We start from the raw sequence: 13,269 nt of genomic DNA, 5'->3' as shown, positions 1-13,269 counted from the left end.
CCCCTGATGACTGAATCGCAAGAAACGCCGATCTCCGAAGACGGCGAAACCCGCCCGCACCGCCGTATCAAGAGCTTCGTGATGCGCGCTGGGCGCATGACCGAAGGCCAGCAGCGCGGCCTGGACCAGGGCGGCCCGCAGTTCATCCTGCCGCTGGCCGACAGCCCGGTGGACTATGACCAGGTGTTCGGCCGTTCGGCGCCGCGTACCCTGGAGATCGGCTTCGGCATGGGCCACTCACTGCTGGAAATGGCCGCCGCTTCGCCCGAGCTGGACTTCATTGGTGTCGAAGTGCACCGCCCGGGTGTCGGCGCGCTGCTCAATGGCGTGCTGACACAGGGGCTGAAGAACCTGCGGGTGTACGACTGCGATGCCATCGAAGTGCTCAACCGCTGCGTGGCGGACAACAGCCTTGACCGTCTGATGCTGTTCTTCCCCGATCCGTGGCACAAGGCGCGTCACCACAAGCGCCGGATCGTTCAGCTGGAGTTCGCCGAGCTGGTGCGCCGCAAACTCAAGCCCAACGGCGTGTTCCACATGGCGACCGACTGGGAGCCCTATGCCGAGTACATGCTGGAAGTGATGAGCGCGGCGCCCGGCTATCGCAACCAGGCGGCTGATGGTACCTACGTGCCACGCCCGGAAGAGCGGCCGATCACCAAGTTCGAGCGTCGCGGCGAGAGGCTAGGGCATGGGGTGTGGGACCTGAAGTTCGAAAAACTGGCTTGATCCTCTCCCTGCCAGAGGTGTCGTTGCGCCTCTGGCCCCTTCCCTGTGCGTAAAGGACTGCGCTTTGAAACATCGTGTTGTGCTGTCGCTGACAGGGCTCGTCCTTGTTGTCTGTCTTGGGATCGCCGACCTGTTGAGTGCGCCCCCACTTTCTTCACAGCAGCACCTGGTACATGCCCAAGCGCTGATGCAGCAGGCCAATGAGCAGCTCAAGGAGCTTGCTGCGGGCGAAGCAAGAGGGGAGGCCGACGACTTTGAGCGCCTTTTGGCAATGAACGTCGCCATTGCCGAGGCGCGTGCTCACATCGATCAGGCAGCTGATGCGGGCGAGGTGCTGGCGCTGTTCTGGCAGTCAGGTCTCCACCCCCTTACTGGCGGGCATGACGAAACGCCGCAGTCAGAGTCTTGTGTTCGCTTGCATCAGGCGGTGGATCAAGGATTCTTGGCAGCGGCGATCGCTTATCAGTACCGGTGCAGGCCCGCGGCTAAGGGTTTTGAGTACACCGCGGAACAGGCCGAGCAATTCCAGGCACTCAGGCGTGCGTTGGAGCGAGACGATCCTTTCCTGTCGCTTTATCCGCAGGTTTTGCGTGAAAGTCGTTGTTCAACCCCGCCAAACGCCTTTTCCGTTCAGCTGCCAGGAGGCCCCCGCTGGTTCTCCGAAGCCGTGGAGGCATCGACACGTTCGCTGACATACGACATGTACAAGGCCGAGGGGTTGTATCTCTTGGCCATGCAGCCTGATTTGGCATTATCCGAGCGTTTGGCGCTGCTGCGTCAGTCGGAAGCCTTGGGTTGCAAAAAAGGGGGGCACTGGAGGCAAAGGCTGGAGTCGGAATTGGCGCGTGAGCGATCCTGATTGTGCTCATGGTGATCGGCTTACGTAAGCTCGCCGGGCTCCCTCAATACCAGAAGCTTCATTTTCAGAACCGTCAGGGACTTCCTGTGTGATCACTTCGACGATGCCCGTTAAGAGGGGAGTCGGGTGAGAAGCCGCCCTGGCCCGCCAGGGCGGCTTTTAGCTGACGCTCACCCCCGCCGATCAGCGACCACGCCGATCAAAACCAGTACCACCAGCAGCACCGGTGCCAGCGCATAGTTGTTGAACTGCCCCAGCCCCTTGACGATCCACGGCGTCGCATAGATCAGCGCCGCACCGCTGCCGATCATCACCAGCAGGGCCATGAACGGCACGCGCAGGGCGCCGGCCAGGCCGCCCAGGCGCCCCTCGACCCAGCCTTTGATGTCGGTGCCGAACAGCACCAGCAGGCAGCCCACCAAGGCCAGCGAAATCTCTGAGAGGTTGCTGCGGCTCCAGCGGGAAACGGTCGAGAGCAGGTCAAGTACCAGGTCCATGGGTCATCCTTAATTCAAGAAGTACTGCAGCAGGTCGTTGAGGAACAGCTGGCCACGCGGTGTGGCTGCCAGCCGATCCGGTTCGACCCGCAAAAGGCCTTTTTGTTCGGCTTCACGGCGGGCTTCGGCCAGTTGTGCAAGAGGCAGGCCGGTACGCAGGTTGAACAGCTCGGCCTCCACGCCGTCGGTGAGGCGCAGCGCGTTCATCAGGAACTCGAAGGGTAGCTCATCGGCCGGCAACAGCTTCTCGCCGGCCTTGAACGGCTTGGCCGGGTTCAGGTAGTCCTTGGGCAGGCGGGTCTTCCAGGTGCGCAGGATGCGCCCGTCCGGGAACGACAGCTTGCCATGGGCGCCGGCGCCGATGCCGATGAAGTCGCCGAAGCGCCAGTAGTTCAGGTTGTGCCGCGCAGCACGACCGGCTTGGGCGTAGGCCGAGACTTCATACTGGCGGTAACCGTGGTCGGCCATCAGCGCCTGGCCGGCTTCCTGGATATCCCAGAGGATGTCGTCCTCGGGCAGCTCAGGCGGCTGGTTCCAGAACACGGTGTTGGGTTCTACCGTCAGTTGGTACCAGGACAGGTGCGTCGGCGCCAGTTCGATGGCCTGGCGCAGGTCGCCCAGGGCGTCGTCGAGCGACTGGTCTGGCAAGCCGTGCATCAGGTCCATGTTGAAGTTGTCGAAGCCCGCGGCGCGGGCCATATCGGCGGCGCGCACCGCTTCGGCGCCATTGTGGATGCGCCCGAGCCTTTCGAGCTTGGCGGGCTGGAAACTCTGCACGCCGATGGATAGCCGGTTGATGCCGGTCTGGCGGTAGGCCTTGAACTTCTCCTGCTCGAAGGTGCCCGGGTTGGCCTCGAGGGTGATCTCGATGTCCGGGGCGAACGGGATGCGTTGCTCGATACCGCGCAGCAGGCGCCCAAGCGCGTCGGCGCTGAACAGGCTCGGGGTGCCGCCGCCAAAGAAGATCGTGCTGATCGGACGGCCCTGGACGGCATGCATTTCCTGGTCGAGGTCGGCGAGCAGGGCGTCGATGTACTCGGCTTCCGGCAGGGTCGGGCCGGCCTGGTGCGAGTTGAAGTCGCAGTACGGGCATTTACGCACGCACCAGGGAATATGGATATAGAGCGACAGCGGCGGGAGTTCGGGAAGGATCAGGCCCGCCGGCTGTACCAACAGCTTTTCGCTCATGCCAGGCCCAGACGCTGACGCAGCAGGGCCATGGCGCGGGCGCGGTGGCTGAGTTGGTTCTTGTCGACAGGGGCCAGGTCGGCGCTGGAGCATTTTCGCTCCGGCACCCAGAACAGCGGGTCGTAGCCGAAGCCGTGTTCGCCGCTGGCCTCGAACAGGATGCTGCCGTGCCACAGGCCTTCGCAGAGGATCGGCAACGGGTCGTCGGCGTGCCGCACCAAGGCCAGAACGCAGACGAACTGTGCGCCGCGCTGGTCTTCAGGCACGTCCTTGAGCGCATCGAGCAACTTGGCGTTGTTCGCCGCGTCGCCCTTGCCGTCGGCATAGCGCGCCGAGTAGATACCCGGCGCGCCGCCGAGGAAGTCCACCGCCAGGCCCGAGTCGTCGGCCAGGGCCGGCAGGCCGGAAATGCGCGCGGCGTTGCGCGCCTTGAGGATGGCGTTCTCGACGAACGACAGGCCGGTCTCCTCTGGCTCAACCTGGCTGAACTCACCAATCGAGCGCAGGTTCACGGACTCGCCGAGCATGGCCTGCAGTTCCTTGAGTTTGCCGGCGTTATGGCTGGCCAATACGAGTTGCTGGAAATTCATCATTCGCCTGGGAACACTTCCTGGTTGAAGCTGAGTTTATTGCTGACGCCGCCGGTCTCGACGTTGAGGTCGAAGGTGACGGTCTCGGCCTGGTCGATCTTGAACTGTGCGATGTAGTACACCGCACCCTGATCGGTAATCTGCTTGAAGGACAACGGACTGCTGCGCCCGGTGAGATCTTTCACTGTGCCGCTGACTATCGCCATCGTGGGTTTGCCGGCCTTGAGCACGGCGATGTTGAGCACGCCCTGGTTCTTGCTGCGGGTCAGGCCCGTGGCGGCAGCGATGTCGGGTTGCAGCATGCTTGAGGTGAAGGCGCTGTAGTGGACCGTCACATCACCGAACACTTCCTTGCGCTCGGGCCTGGCGGCATCGGCAGCCAGTACCGGCAAGGCCAGGCACAGGCTGATCAGAAACAGTGCTAGTCGACGCATGATGCCATTCCTCCGTTGAGGGTCAGACCGCGAGCTGATGCTCCTGCAGGCCCGGGCTGCTGACCCGATAGATACCGATCTCACCTAGAAGATTAGGCCAAAGCCGTCCACCCAACCCGTTACGGTGCAGGTGGTCGACGGCGAGGCGGTCGAGGACCTTGGCCTTGCGCTCATGGCACAGGTTCTCGAAGTCCTCGAAGGTGCAGAAGTGGATGTTCGGTGTGTTGTACCAGGTATACGGCATGAAGTCCGAGACCGGCATGCGACCCTTGGTCGCCAGGTACCAGCGGCAGCGCCAGTGGCCGAAGTTGGGGAAGGTGATGATGCACTGGCGGCCCACCCGCAGCATTTCGTCGAGGATCCGGTCGGGGTACTCCACGGCCTGCAGGGCCTGGGTCATGACCACCACGTCGAAGCTGTTGCTGGCGAAGTTGCCCAGGCCCTTGTCCAGGTCCTGCTCGATCACGTTGACACCCTTGGCCACGCAGGCGGCGATGTTGTCGGCGTCGATCTCCAGGCCGTAGCCGGTGACGTTCTTGCGCTCGCGCAGCGAGGCCAGGAGTTCGCCGTTGCCGCAGCCCAGGTCGAGTACCCGGCTGCCGGCGGGGATCCAGTCTTGGATGATTTCCAGGTCGGCTCTCATGGGGTCCTCAAACGGCGATGCGGTTCATGTAGTTGGCGAAACCCTGCATGTAGCGGGGGGTCGGGATGAGGAAGGCGTCGTGGCCGTATGGCGAGTCGATGTCCAGGTAGCAGACGTTCTTGCGCGCGGCCATCAGGGCGTCGACGATCTCCCGCGAACGGGCCGGCGAGAAGCGCCAGTCGGTGGTGAACGACATGATGCAGTAGTCCGCCGTCACATGGGCCAGGGTCGCCGCCAGGTCACCGCCGTGGGCGGCGGCCGGGTCGTAATAGTCCAGTGCCTTGGTCATCAGCAGGTAGGTGTTGGCGTCGAAGCGCCCGGAGAATTCCTCGCCCTGGTAGCGCAGGTAGCTCTCGACCTGGAATTCGACGCTGTGGAAGTCGTAGTTGAGCTTGTCGCTCTTGAGCTCGCGGCCGAATTTCTCGCCCATCGAGTCGTCGGACAGGTAGGTGATGTGGCCGACCATGCGCGCCAGCATCAGGCCGCGCTTGGGGATCACGCCCTGGTCCTGGAACGAACCACCGTGGAATTCCGGGTCGGTGAGGATGGCCTGGCGCGCCACTTCGTTGAAGGCGATGTTCTGCGCCGACAGCTTGGGCGCCGAGGCGATGTCCACGCAGTGGCGCACCCGATCCGGGTAGGTGATGGTCCATTGCAGCGCCTGCATGCCGCCCAGGCTGCCGCCGACGATGGCGGCCCAGGTGTGGATCCCCAGGCGATCGGCCAGGCGCGCCTGGCTGTGCACCCAGTCTTCCACGGTCAGCACCGGGAAATCGGCGCCGTAGGGCTTGCCGGTGGCCGGATTGAGACTGCTTGGGCCGGTGCTGCCATTGCAACCGCCGAGGTTGTTCAGGCTGACCACGAAGAAACGGTTGGTGTCGATGGGCTTGCCGGGGCCGATGCAGCTGTCCCACCAGCCCGGCTTGCGGTCGGTGGCGGCATGGTAACCAGCGGCATGATGGTGGCCGGACAACGCATGGCAGATCAGCACGGCATTGCTGGCGCTGCTGTTGAGGGTGCCATAGGTTTCGTAGATCAGCTCGTACGAGGCCAGGGCGCGGCCACAGGCCAGGGCCAGCGGTTCATCGAACCGGGCGATCTGCGGTGTTACCAGACCGACGGAATCTTCGGGAAGGACAGTGGACATCGACCCTGCTCACGCTTGACGGAGGCGTAAGTCTAAAGAGCGCTACCCCCAGCGGCAAGCAAAGGCTTGCCGCTGGATGCAGGGTGGGTCAGATCATCCGCCACAGCTCTTGCGGCATGCCGGCGTAGGCTGCCAGCTGGGGCATGAGGAACGACTGGATCACCTGGATGGCGATGAAGGCGAAGATCGGCGAGATGTCCATGCCGCCGAGGTTCGGCACCAGGCGGCGGAACGGCGCCAGCACCGGTTCGCTGATCTGGTAGGCCAGTTCTGCAGCCGGATTATGGCTGTTCGGCGCGACCCAGGAGACGATCACCATGACGATCATTGCCACCCAGAAGATCTTCAGGAACAGCGAGGTGATGCCCAGGATCGACCACATCAGCAGGTGCAGGACGTCACCGAAGGTGCCGTAGGTGACCATCAGCACGAAGGCCATCAACAGCGCCTGGATGATGATCGACAGCAGCAGCGAGGATGTATCCAGGCCAGCGATGCTGGGGACCACGCGGCGCAGCGGCTTGAGCAATGGCTGGGTGGCGCGCACGGCGAACTGGCTCAGCGGGTTGTAGAAGTCGGCCTTGACCAGCTGCAGCACGAAGCGCAGCAGGACGATCACCAGGTACAGGCTGACCAGGGTTTGCACCACGAAGATCGCGGCGCCGGACAGTGCATTCATCAAAAGCTCCTTATTTGCCCAGTTTCTCGGCCAGCTCGGCCGAGCGTTTCGCCGCGGCTTGCAGGGCCTGTTCGACGATGCCCTCGAAGCCGTTGGCCTGGAACGATTTGATCGCCGCTTCCGTGGTGCCGGCCGGCGAGGTCACGCGGCGACGCAGTTCGGCGGCGTCGACGTCGCTGGAAACCGCCATGCGGGCGGCGCCCAAGGCGGTCTGCAGGGTCAGTTGCGAGGCGGTCTCGCGCGGCAGACCGAGTTTTTCGCCGGCAGCGGTCATGGCCTCGATCAGCAGGAAGAAGTACGCCGGGCCGCTTCCGGAAACAGCGGTCACGGCGTCCAGCTGCTGTTCTTCATCAAGCCACAGGGCGGTGCCCACGGCCGACAGCAGTTGTTCGGCCTGGCGGCGTTGTTCCATGGATACTTCCCGGGTCGCATACAAGCCGCTGACGCCTTGGCGCAGCAGCGCCGGGGTGTTCGGCATGCAGCGCACCAGGGGGATCGCGCCCAGCCAAGTCTGCAGGCTGGCGCAGGTGATGCCGGCGGCAATGGAAACCACCAGCTGGCCTGGTTTCAGGTTCGGCTTCAGCGTTTCGCAGACCGCTTTCATGACTTGCGGTTTGACTGCCAGGACGATCACGTCCACGCCATCGATGGCCCGGGCGTTGTCTTCGAAGGCTTCGATGCCGTGCTCGGCAGTGATCCGTGCGCGGGTTTCGGCACCCGGGTCGCTGGCGCGGATCAGCGCGGTGTCCAGGCCCTGGGCGCGCAGGCCGCCAATCAGGCTGGCAGCCATGTTGCCGGCGCCGATAAAGGCAATACGAGTCTTGCTCATGTCGGGTCCTTGTGGGGGAAGGGAGAGTTAAGCATGGATTCAGGCCTGACCGTAGTCGCGGGCGCCGAACAAGGCGGTACCGATGCGGACCCAGGTCGCACCTTGGGCGATGGCGGCTTCCAGGTCATGGCTCATGCCCATTGACAGGGTGTCCAGGCCAAGGCCGAGCTGGGCCTGCAGCTCACGCAGCGTGGCGAAAGCGGCCTCTTGCTCGGCGCGGTCCTCGGTAGGTTCCGGGATCGCCATCAGCCCGCGCAGGCGCAGGCCGGGCAGGGCGTTCACGGCCTGGGCCAGGGCTGGCAGTTCGGCGGGCGAGCAACCGGACTTGCTGGCCTCGCCGCTGACATTCACCTGCAGGCAGATGTTCAGCGGTGGCAGCTCGGCGGGGCGCTGCTCCGAGAGGCGTTGGGCGATCTTCAGGCGGTCCACGGAATGTACCCAGTCGAAGTGCTCGGCGATGGCCTTGGTCTTGTTCGACTGAATGGGGCCGATGAAGTGCCAGATCAAGGGCAGGTCGGAAAGCGCCTGTTGTTTTGTCAGGGCTTCCTGAAGGTAGTTCTCACCCATGTGGCGCAGGCCGGCGGCATGAGCTTCGCGGATGGCGCTGGCGGGCTTGGTCTTGCTCACTGCCAGCAGCTGCACGCTGGCCGGATCACGCCCGGCGGCCCGGGCCGCGCTGTCGATACGGCGGGCAATGACGGAAATATTGTCTGCTAGGGTGGACATGGTTCGTCGCCGACGGCTTTGGGGTCTGCGGCATTCTACCTGCTTGATCGCCGTTGGGGAGTCTCATGGATGTGACCGACCTGCTGGGCCGGGCCGTGGCTGCGGGCGCAAGCGACCTGCACCTGGCCGTGGGCGAGCCGCCGTTGCTGCGCCTGGATGGCGAGTTGCAGCGCATGGCGGTGCCGGTGCTGACCTGCGCAGCTCTGGAACAGGGACTGGCCGACCTGCTCGATGACGGGCAGCGGCGGCAATGGCTGAGCGGTGATGAACTGGACCTGGCGCTGAGCTTGCCCGGCGTGGGGCGCCTGCGCTTGAACCTGTTCCGTCAGCGCAATGGATTGGGCGCAAGCGCGCGCCTGATCCCGGCGCGGGTCCCGAGCCTCGATGAACTTGATCTGAACGATGTGTATCAAGCCGTTGCGCAATGCCGGGATGGCCTGGTGCTGGTGGGCGGGCCGACGGGTAGCGGCAAGTCCAGCACCCTGGCGGCGCTGCTCGATCAGATCAATCGCGAACGTGCGCTACAGGTCATCACCCTTGAAGACCCTGTCGAATTTATCCACAGCGGCCAGGGTTGCCTGGTCAATCAGCGGGAGATCGGCGTGCACAGCCGTGACTTCGCCCAAGGATTGCGCAGTGCCCTGCGCCAGGATCCGGATGTGATCATGGTGGGTGAGTTGCGTGATCTGGAGAGTATCCGCCTGGCATTGCGCGCGGCAGAAACCGGGCATCTGGTGCTGGCAACGGTGCACACCCGCTCGGCGGTGAACAGCATCGACCGGCTGGTCGAGGTGTTCGCGGCCGAGGAGAAGCCGCTGGTGCGCATGATGCTGGCCGAATCACTGCGCCTGGTAGTGGCTCAGGTGCTGGTCAGGCGGGTGGGCGGCGGCAGGGTCGCCGCAAGGGAGGTGCTCATAGCGACGTCGGCGGTGCGCAACCTGATTCGCGAGGGGCGCATGGCACAGGTGCAGTCGGTGATGCAGACGGGGGCGGCATTGGGGATGCAGACGATGGAGGGGGCGATGCGGGCGCTCAGGCAGAAAGGCCTGGTCGATTAGCATTGCTGCCTGCTGGGGCAATCGCGGGGCAAGCCCGCGATTGAGGGCTTAGCGCTTGGCGAGGGCCAGCGCCTGCTGGTTCTTGGGCAGGACGCGCTTGGCTACCACGTAGTGCTTTTGCCAATAAGGTTTTTCCAGGCTGTCGATGCTCACCCGTTTGCCGGTGCGTGGCGCGTGGATGAAGCGATCGTTGCCCAGGTAGATGGCTACGTGATTGACCCGGCGACTCTTGATGTTGAAGAAGATCAGGTCGCCCGGCTTGAGATCGCTCTTGGCCACCTTGACGCCCTGGCCCTGAGCCATTGCGTTGGAGGTGCGCGGCAGGTCGACATCGGCCACATCGTTGAACGCGTACTTGACCAGGCCGCTGCAATCGAAGCCCTTCTTCGGGCTGCTGCCGCCCCAGCGATAGGGTGTGCCAAGTACGTTCACGGCGCGGCTGAGCACTTCGCTGCTCTGCTTGGGTGACATGGCCACGGCCTGCATGCCCACAGCTTGTTGCTGCTTGGCGGCGTTGGCCGGGCGAGCGCGCACGGAACTGCTGCGATACTGGATCGGGGTGCGTTTCACCGTGGCATCGGCATTGGTCGTATAGCCGGTGAATCCGCTGGGAAGTCGTTGCTCACGGTTGGTGGCGTGGGCGGCCAGGGGTAACAAAAGGCAGAGGGTCAGCCATGTCTTGATAAAAGGTGGCATAGATGAAGCTCTTATAAGTGTTGGCGCGCAACTTTATAACAGCTTTTTGATCAAATTCTGATCCGTTGGTCGCTCAAGCACGTACCATATGTCGGGTCAAAGCGAAAAAGTCACATTTTTCCTTAGAAAATTTTCAGCTATCCCACGAGGGCTTCGAATGAATGGTTATCAACAGGGTGCCCCCTCGCACGACACCCATAGCAAGGTTCTCGGCTACCTGCTGTGGATCTTCGGCTTCACCGGCTCGCACCGCTTCTACTACGGCAAGCCGATCACCGGAACCATCTGGTTCTTCACCCTGGGCCTGCTGGGCATAGGCTGGCTGATCGACCTGTTCCTGATCCCGTCGATGGACCGTGAGGCAGACATGCGTTTCGAGTCGGGCGGCGTGGACTACAACCTGGCGTGGATACTCCTGACCTTCCTCGGCATCTTCGGCGTGCATCGGCTGTATCAGGGCAAGTGGATCAGCGCGCTGATCTACCTGTTCACCGGCGGGTTGTTCCTGTTGGGCGTGCTGTATGACTTCTGGACGCTCAACAGCCAGATTTCCCAGGTCAACGCCGAGCGTCGCCGGGTATGAAAAAAGGCCTTGTCGCTGCGAGCGGCAAGGCCTTTTTCGTTACTGACGCCGCTGTTGCAGCAGCAGGTTGCTGAAACCTGCCCCGGCCAGTTGTTTTTGCGCCACGGTCAACTGTTCGCGGTTGCTGAACGGGCCGACCATCACGCGGTACCAGGTCTCTTCCTTCACCGTGCCCGACTCAACCTTGACCGCCTGGCCAAGCAGGATGATCTGCGCACGGACCTTGTCGGCATCGGCCTGCTTGCGGAACGAGCCGGCCTGCAGGAAGAACTGGGTCGTGGCCGCTGGCTTGATCACCGGTGGTGCCGGTGGCGGTGTCTGGCCCAGCAGGGCGGCCTGGGCGCGAGCCGTGTCGATCTTCGCCGCTTCCGCAGGGGTGACCGGCGTGCTTGGCACGGGCGGTTGCGCCGGTACCGGCGGAGTTTTCTCCGGCACGGCCTCGGGCGGCACGATCACTTCCGACTCCGGCAGCAGGGTATAGAAGTCGTACTTCGGCTTCACCGGTTGCTGTGGCGTCGGCGTGGTGGTCTTGCTCGCTTCGGCGACCTTCTCCTGCTTGTGTTGCTCGGGCTTGGTGCGCTTGATATCAGCGCCACCGGGTTCGAGCTTCATCAGGAAGACGATGAACGCCCCCACGGTCAGGCCGACCGCCAGCCACACCCAGCCCGGAATCGGCTGCTTGCTGGCAGGCGGCTGGGAGCGGCTGGCGCCGCGCTTGGGTGCGGGTTTCTTCTTTGCAGCCAACTTACATGCGCTCCAGGGTTTCCAGGCCGAGCAGTTCCAGGCCCTGCTTGAGGGTGCGGCCGGTCAGGGCAGCCAGGCGCAGGCGGCTCTGCTGTTGTTCGGCGGTTTCGGCGGAAAGGATCGGGCAGTTCTCGTAGAAGCTGGAGAACAGGCCGGCGAGGTCGTACAGGTAGGTGCACAGTACGTGAGGCGTGCCTTTTTCAGCGACGTTGTTGAGGATCTCGCCAAACTGCGCCAGGCGCGCGGCCAGGTCCTGCTCGTGCGCTGCCTGCAGGACGATGCTGCCGTCGACTTCGTCGAAGCCCTTGCCAAGCTTGCGGAACACGCCGGCCACGCGGGTGTAGGCGTACAGCAGGTACGGCGCGGTGTTGCCCTCGAAGTTCAACATCAGTTCGAAGTTGAAGCTGTAGTCGCTGGTGCGGTGCTTCGACAGGTCGGCGTACTTGACCGCGCCGATGCCGACCACTTCGCCGATATGGCGCAGCTCGTCCTCGGCCAGCGACGGGTTCTTCTCCTTGACCAGCGCATAGGCGCGGTCCTTGGCCTCGGTGAGCAGGTCGATCAGCTTGACGGTGCCGCCATCGCGGGTCTTGAACGGGCGACCATCGGCGCCGTTCATGGTGCCGAAGCCCATGTGCTCCATCTTCATCGGGTGGCCGACAAAACCTGCGCGGCGGGCCACTTCGAACACCTGGTTGAAGTGCAGGGCCTGGCGCTGGTCAACGAAGTACAGGGCACGGTCGGCCTGCAGCTTGTTGCTGCGGTAGCGCACGGCGGCCAGGTCGGTGGTGGCGTACAGGTAGCCGCCGTCGGCCTTCTGCACGATCACCGGCAGCGGCTCGCCCTCGGCGTTCTTGAATTCCTCGAGGAACACGCACTGGGCGCCCTGGTCCTCGACCAGCAGGCCCTTGGCCTTGAGGTCGGCGACTACGTTGGCCAGGTCGTCGTTGTAGGCGCTTTCGCCCATCACGTCGGCCATGGTCAGCTTGACGTTGAGCAGCTCGTAGGTCTTCTGGCAGTGCGACAGGGAAATGTCCTTGAAGCGCGTCCACAGCGCCAGGCACTCGGGATCACCGGCCTGCAGCTTGACCACCAGCCCGCGGGCGCGGGTGGCGAACTCTTCGGACTCGTCGAAGCGTTTCTTCGCGGCGCGGTAGAAGTTCTCCAGATCCGACAGCTCGTCACTGGTGATCGGGTTTTCCTGGAGGTAGGCCATCAGCATGCCGAACTGGGTACCCCAGTCACCCACGTGGTTCTGGCGGATGACGTCGTCACCGAGGAACTCCAGTACCCGGGCAACGCTGTCGCCGATGATGGTCGAGCGCAGGTGGCCGACGTGCATCTCCTTCGCCAGGTTCGGTGCCGACATGTCGATCACCACCTTTTCTGCCGGGCCGGTCTTGCGCACGCCCAGGTGGCCATCGGCCAGGGCGGCGTCGAGGCGGCCTGCCAGCGCTTCGGTGTTCTGGAAGAAGTTGAGGAAGCCGGGGCCGGCGATCTCAGCCTTGGTGATGTCGGCGCTGGCCGGCAGGGCGGCGATGATCTTCTCGGCCAGGTCGCGCGGCTTCATGCCGGCCGGCTTGGCCAGCATCATGGCAATGTTGCTGGCGAAGTCGCCGTGGGTCTTGTCCCGGGCGTTTTCCACCTGGATCGCCGGCGTCAGCCCTTCAGGCAGCACACCGTCGGCGACGAGTTGGGTGAGGGCTTGCTGGATCAGCTGGCGAATGGTGTCTTTCATGAGGGTCTCTTTTCGACCGCAAGCGCGGTGGAGCGCTTCGATGCGCAGGTGGAAAAACTGGGCATTATCCGTTGCCGGGGGCGGGTTGCCAACCTTTTGGGGCACAGTCCACTGTCGGCGTGGGAGCGG

Annotated in this window: 16 protein-coding genes; 4 read left to right on the top strand and 12 right to left on the bottom strand. The window is 63.8% G+C overall.

Annotated elements, in window-relative coordinates; all coding sequences use genetic code 11:
• The first annotated feature begins 6 nt into the window (after nt 1-6).
• Both trmB and ACODS9_RS06100 read left to right on the top strand, forming a co-directional pair.
• Nucleotides 7-729 carry a tRNA (guanosine(46)-N7)-methyltransferase TrmB gene (gene trmB / locus ACODS9_RS06105; protein ID WP_401107318.1) on the top strand — a complete coding sequence of 241 codons (723 nt, stop codon included), beginning with the start codon at nt 7-9 and terminating at the stop codon, nt 727-729.
• A gap of 64 nt (nt 730-793) precedes the next feature.
• Nucleotides 794-1,588 (top strand): hypothetical protein, encoded by a 795-nt coding sequence (locus tag ACODS9_RS06100; RefSeq protein WP_104444772.1) that lies wholly within the window; start codon nt 794-796, stop codon nt 1,586-1,588.
• Between the two features lie 170 nt (nt 1,589-1,758).
• Here the strand turns inward: ACODS9_RS06100 and ACODS9_RS06095 are convergent, their stop codons facing one another.
• From ACODS9_RS06095 to ACODS9_RS06055, 9 genes are all read right to left on the bottom strand, one after another.
• A complete protein-coding gene (locus ACODS9_RS06095) occupies nt 1,759-2,085 on the bottom strand; it encodes a DUF3392 family protein (RefSeq protein WP_011531731.1) in 327 nt (108 codons plus the stop codon).
• 9 nt (nt 2,086-2,094) lie between these two features.
• Nucleotides 2,095-3,273 carry a radical SAM family heme chaperone HemW gene (gene hemW / locus ACODS9_RS06090; RefSeq protein ID WP_489093503.1) on the bottom strand — a complete coding sequence of 393 codons (1,179 nt, stop codon included), beginning with the start codon at nt 3,271-3,273 and terminating at the stop codon, nt 2,095-2,097.
• Nucleotides 3,270-3,866, bottom strand: a complete 597-nt coding sequence (gene rdgB, locus ACODS9_RS06085) for an RdgB/HAM1 family non-canonical purine NTP pyrophosphatase (RefSeq protein WP_367857693.1) — start codon at nt 3,864-3,866, stop codon at nt 3,270-3,272. Before rdgB ends, hemW begins: the two co-directional genes overlap by 4 nt.
• Nucleotides 3,863-4,297 carry a DUF4426 domain-containing protein gene (locus tag ACODS9_RS06080; protein ID WP_489093502.1) on the bottom strand — a complete coding sequence of 145 codons (435 nt, stop codon included), beginning with the start codon at nt 4,295-4,297 and terminating at the stop codon, nt 3,863-3,865. Before ACODS9_RS06080 ends, rdgB begins: the two co-directional genes overlap by 4 nt.
• Before the next feature lie 22 nt (nt 4,298-4,319).
• Complete coding sequence (gene metW, locus ACODS9_RS06075) at nt 4,320-4,940, bottom strand: methionine biosynthesis protein MetW (protein ID WP_110697353.1); 621 nt, start codon at nt 4,938-4,940, stop codon at nt 4,320-4,322.
• Between the two features lie 7 nt (nt 4,941-4,947).
• Nucleotides 4,948-6,087, bottom strand: coding sequence for a homoserine O-succinyltransferase MetX (gene metX / locus ACODS9_RS06070; protein WP_094011022.1), 1,140 nt, complete (start codon nt 6,085-6,087; stop codon nt 4,948-4,950).
• 88 nt (nt 6,088-6,175) lie between these two features.
• Nucleotides 6,176-6,766: a YggT family protein gene (locus tag ACODS9_RS06065; RefSeq protein WP_023630880.1), complete on the bottom strand. Its 591-nt coding sequence runs from the start codon at nt 6,764-6,766 to the stop codon at nt 6,176-6,178.
• A gap of 10 nt (nt 6,767-6,776) precedes the next feature.
• The gene (gene proC / locus ACODS9_RS06060) at nt 6,777-7,595 is read right to left on the bottom strand and encodes a pyrroline-5-carboxylate reductase (protein ID WP_401107333.1); all 819 of its coding nucleotides are present in this window, start codon (nt 7,593-7,595) and stop codon (nt 6,777-6,779) included.
• A 39-nt stretch (nt 7,596-7,634) separates the two neighbouring features.
• Nucleotides 7,635-8,321 carry a YggS family pyridoxal phosphate-dependent enzyme gene (locus ACODS9_RS06055; protein WP_367857696.1) on the bottom strand — a complete coding sequence of 229 codons (687 nt, stop codon included), beginning with the start codon at nt 8,319-8,321 and terminating at the stop codon, nt 7,635-7,637.
• Between the two features lie 65 nt (nt 8,322-8,386).
• Between ACODS9_RS06055 and ACODS9_RS06050 the strand changes: the two genes are divergently transcribed.
• Complete coding sequence (locus tag ACODS9_RS06050; RefSeq protein WP_489093501.1) at nt 8,387-9,379, top strand: type IV pilus twitching motility protein PilT; 993 nt, start codon at nt 8,387-8,389, stop codon at nt 9,377-9,379.
• A gap of 48 nt (nt 9,380-9,427) precedes the next feature.
• Here the strand turns inward: ACODS9_RS06050 and ACODS9_RS06045 are convergent, their stop codons facing one another.
• Nucleotides 9,428-10,075, bottom strand: coding sequence for a C40 family peptidase (locus ACODS9_RS06045; protein WP_046853837.1), 648 nt, complete (start codon nt 10,073-10,075; stop codon nt 9,428-9,430).
• A gap of 157 nt (nt 10,076-10,232) precedes the next feature.
• Here ACODS9_RS06045 and ACODS9_RS06040 point away from each other — a divergent pair, with 157 nt between their 5' ends.
• Nucleotides 10,233-10,658: an NINE protein gene (locus ACODS9_RS06040; RefSeq protein WP_023630210.1), complete on the top strand. Its 426-nt coding sequence runs from the start codon at nt 10,233-10,235 to the stop codon at nt 10,656-10,658.
• 39 nt (nt 10,659-10,697) lie between these two features.
• Here the strand turns inward: ACODS9_RS06040 and ACODS9_RS06035 are convergent, their stop codons facing one another.
• Both ACODS9_RS06035 and argS read right to left on the bottom strand, forming a co-directional pair.
• Nucleotides 10,698-11,402 carry an SPOR domain-containing protein gene (locus ACODS9_RS06035; protein ID WP_023630209.1) on the bottom strand — a complete coding sequence of 235 codons (705 nt, stop codon included), beginning with the start codon at nt 11,400-11,402 and terminating at the stop codon, nt 10,698-10,700.
• A 1-nt stretch (nt 11,403) separates the two neighbouring features.
• A complete protein-coding gene (argS, locus tag ACODS9_RS06030) occupies nt 11,404-13,140 on the bottom strand; it encodes an arginine--tRNA ligase (protein WP_489093500.1) in 1,737 nt (578 codons plus the stop codon).
• Nucleotides 13,141-13,269: the final 129 nt, after the last annotated feature.

The organism is Pseudomonas sp. FG36 (assembly GCF_057809275.1).
The sequence above is the reverse complement of the archived record's forward strand: the minus strand, read 5'-3'. Positions and strand labels throughout refer to the sequence as shown.

Excerpts from the sequence above, each read along its gene's own strand:
- trmB (WP_401107318.1), top strand. The coding sequence starts at position 7 with ATGACTGAATCGCAAGAAACGCCGATCTCCGAAGACGGCGAAACCCGC.
- ACODS9_RS06095 (WP_011531731.1), bottom strand. The coding sequence starts at position 2,085 with ATGGACCTGGTACTTGACCTGCTCTCGACCGTTTCCCGCTGGAGCCGC.
- hemW (WP_489093503.1), bottom strand. The coding sequence starts at position 3,273 with ATGAGCGAAAAGCTGTTGGTACAGCCGGCGGGCCTGATCCTTCCCGAA.
- rdgB (WP_367857693.1), bottom strand. The coding sequence starts at position 3,866 with ATGATGAATTTCCAGCAACTCGTATTGGCCAGCCATAACGCCGGCAAA.
- ACODS9_RS06080 (WP_489093502.1), bottom strand. The coding sequence starts at position 4,297 with ATGCGTCGACTAGCACTGTTTCTGATCAGCCTGTGCCTGGCCTTGCCG.
- metW (WP_110697353.1), bottom strand. The coding sequence starts at position 4,940 with ATGAGAGCCGACCTGGAAATCATCCAAGACTGGATCCCCGCCGGCAGC.
- metX (WP_094011022.1), bottom strand. The coding sequence starts at position 6,087 with ATGTCCACTGTCCTTCCCGAAGATTCCGTCGGTCTGGTAACACCGCAG.
- ACODS9_RS06065 (WP_023630880.1), bottom strand. The coding sequence starts at position 6,766 with ATGAATGCACTGTCCGGCGCCGCGATCTTCGTGGTGCAAACCCTGGTC.
- proC (WP_401107333.1), bottom strand. The coding sequence starts at position 7,595 with ATGAGCAAGACTCGTATTGCCTTTATCGGCGCCGGCAACATGGCTGCC.
- ACODS9_RS06055 (WP_367857696.1), bottom strand. The coding sequence starts at position 8,321 with ATGTCCACCCTAGCAGACAATATTTCCGTCATTGCCCGCCGTATCGAC.
- ACODS9_RS06050 (WP_489093501.1), top strand. The coding sequence starts at position 8,387 with ATGGATGTGACCGACCTGCTGGGCCGGGCCGTGGCTGCGGGCGCAAGC.
- ACODS9_RS06045 (WP_046853837.1), bottom strand. The coding sequence starts at position 10,075 with ATGCCACCTTTTATCAAGACATGGCTGACCCTCTGCCTTTTGTTACCC.
- ACODS9_RS06040 (WP_023630210.1), top strand. The coding sequence starts at position 10,233 with ATGAATGGTTATCAACAGGGTGCCCCCTCGCACGACACCCATAGCAAG.
- argS (WP_489093500.1), bottom strand. The coding sequence starts at position 13,140 with ATGAAAGACACCATTCGCCAGCTGATCCAGCAAGCCCTCACCCAACTC.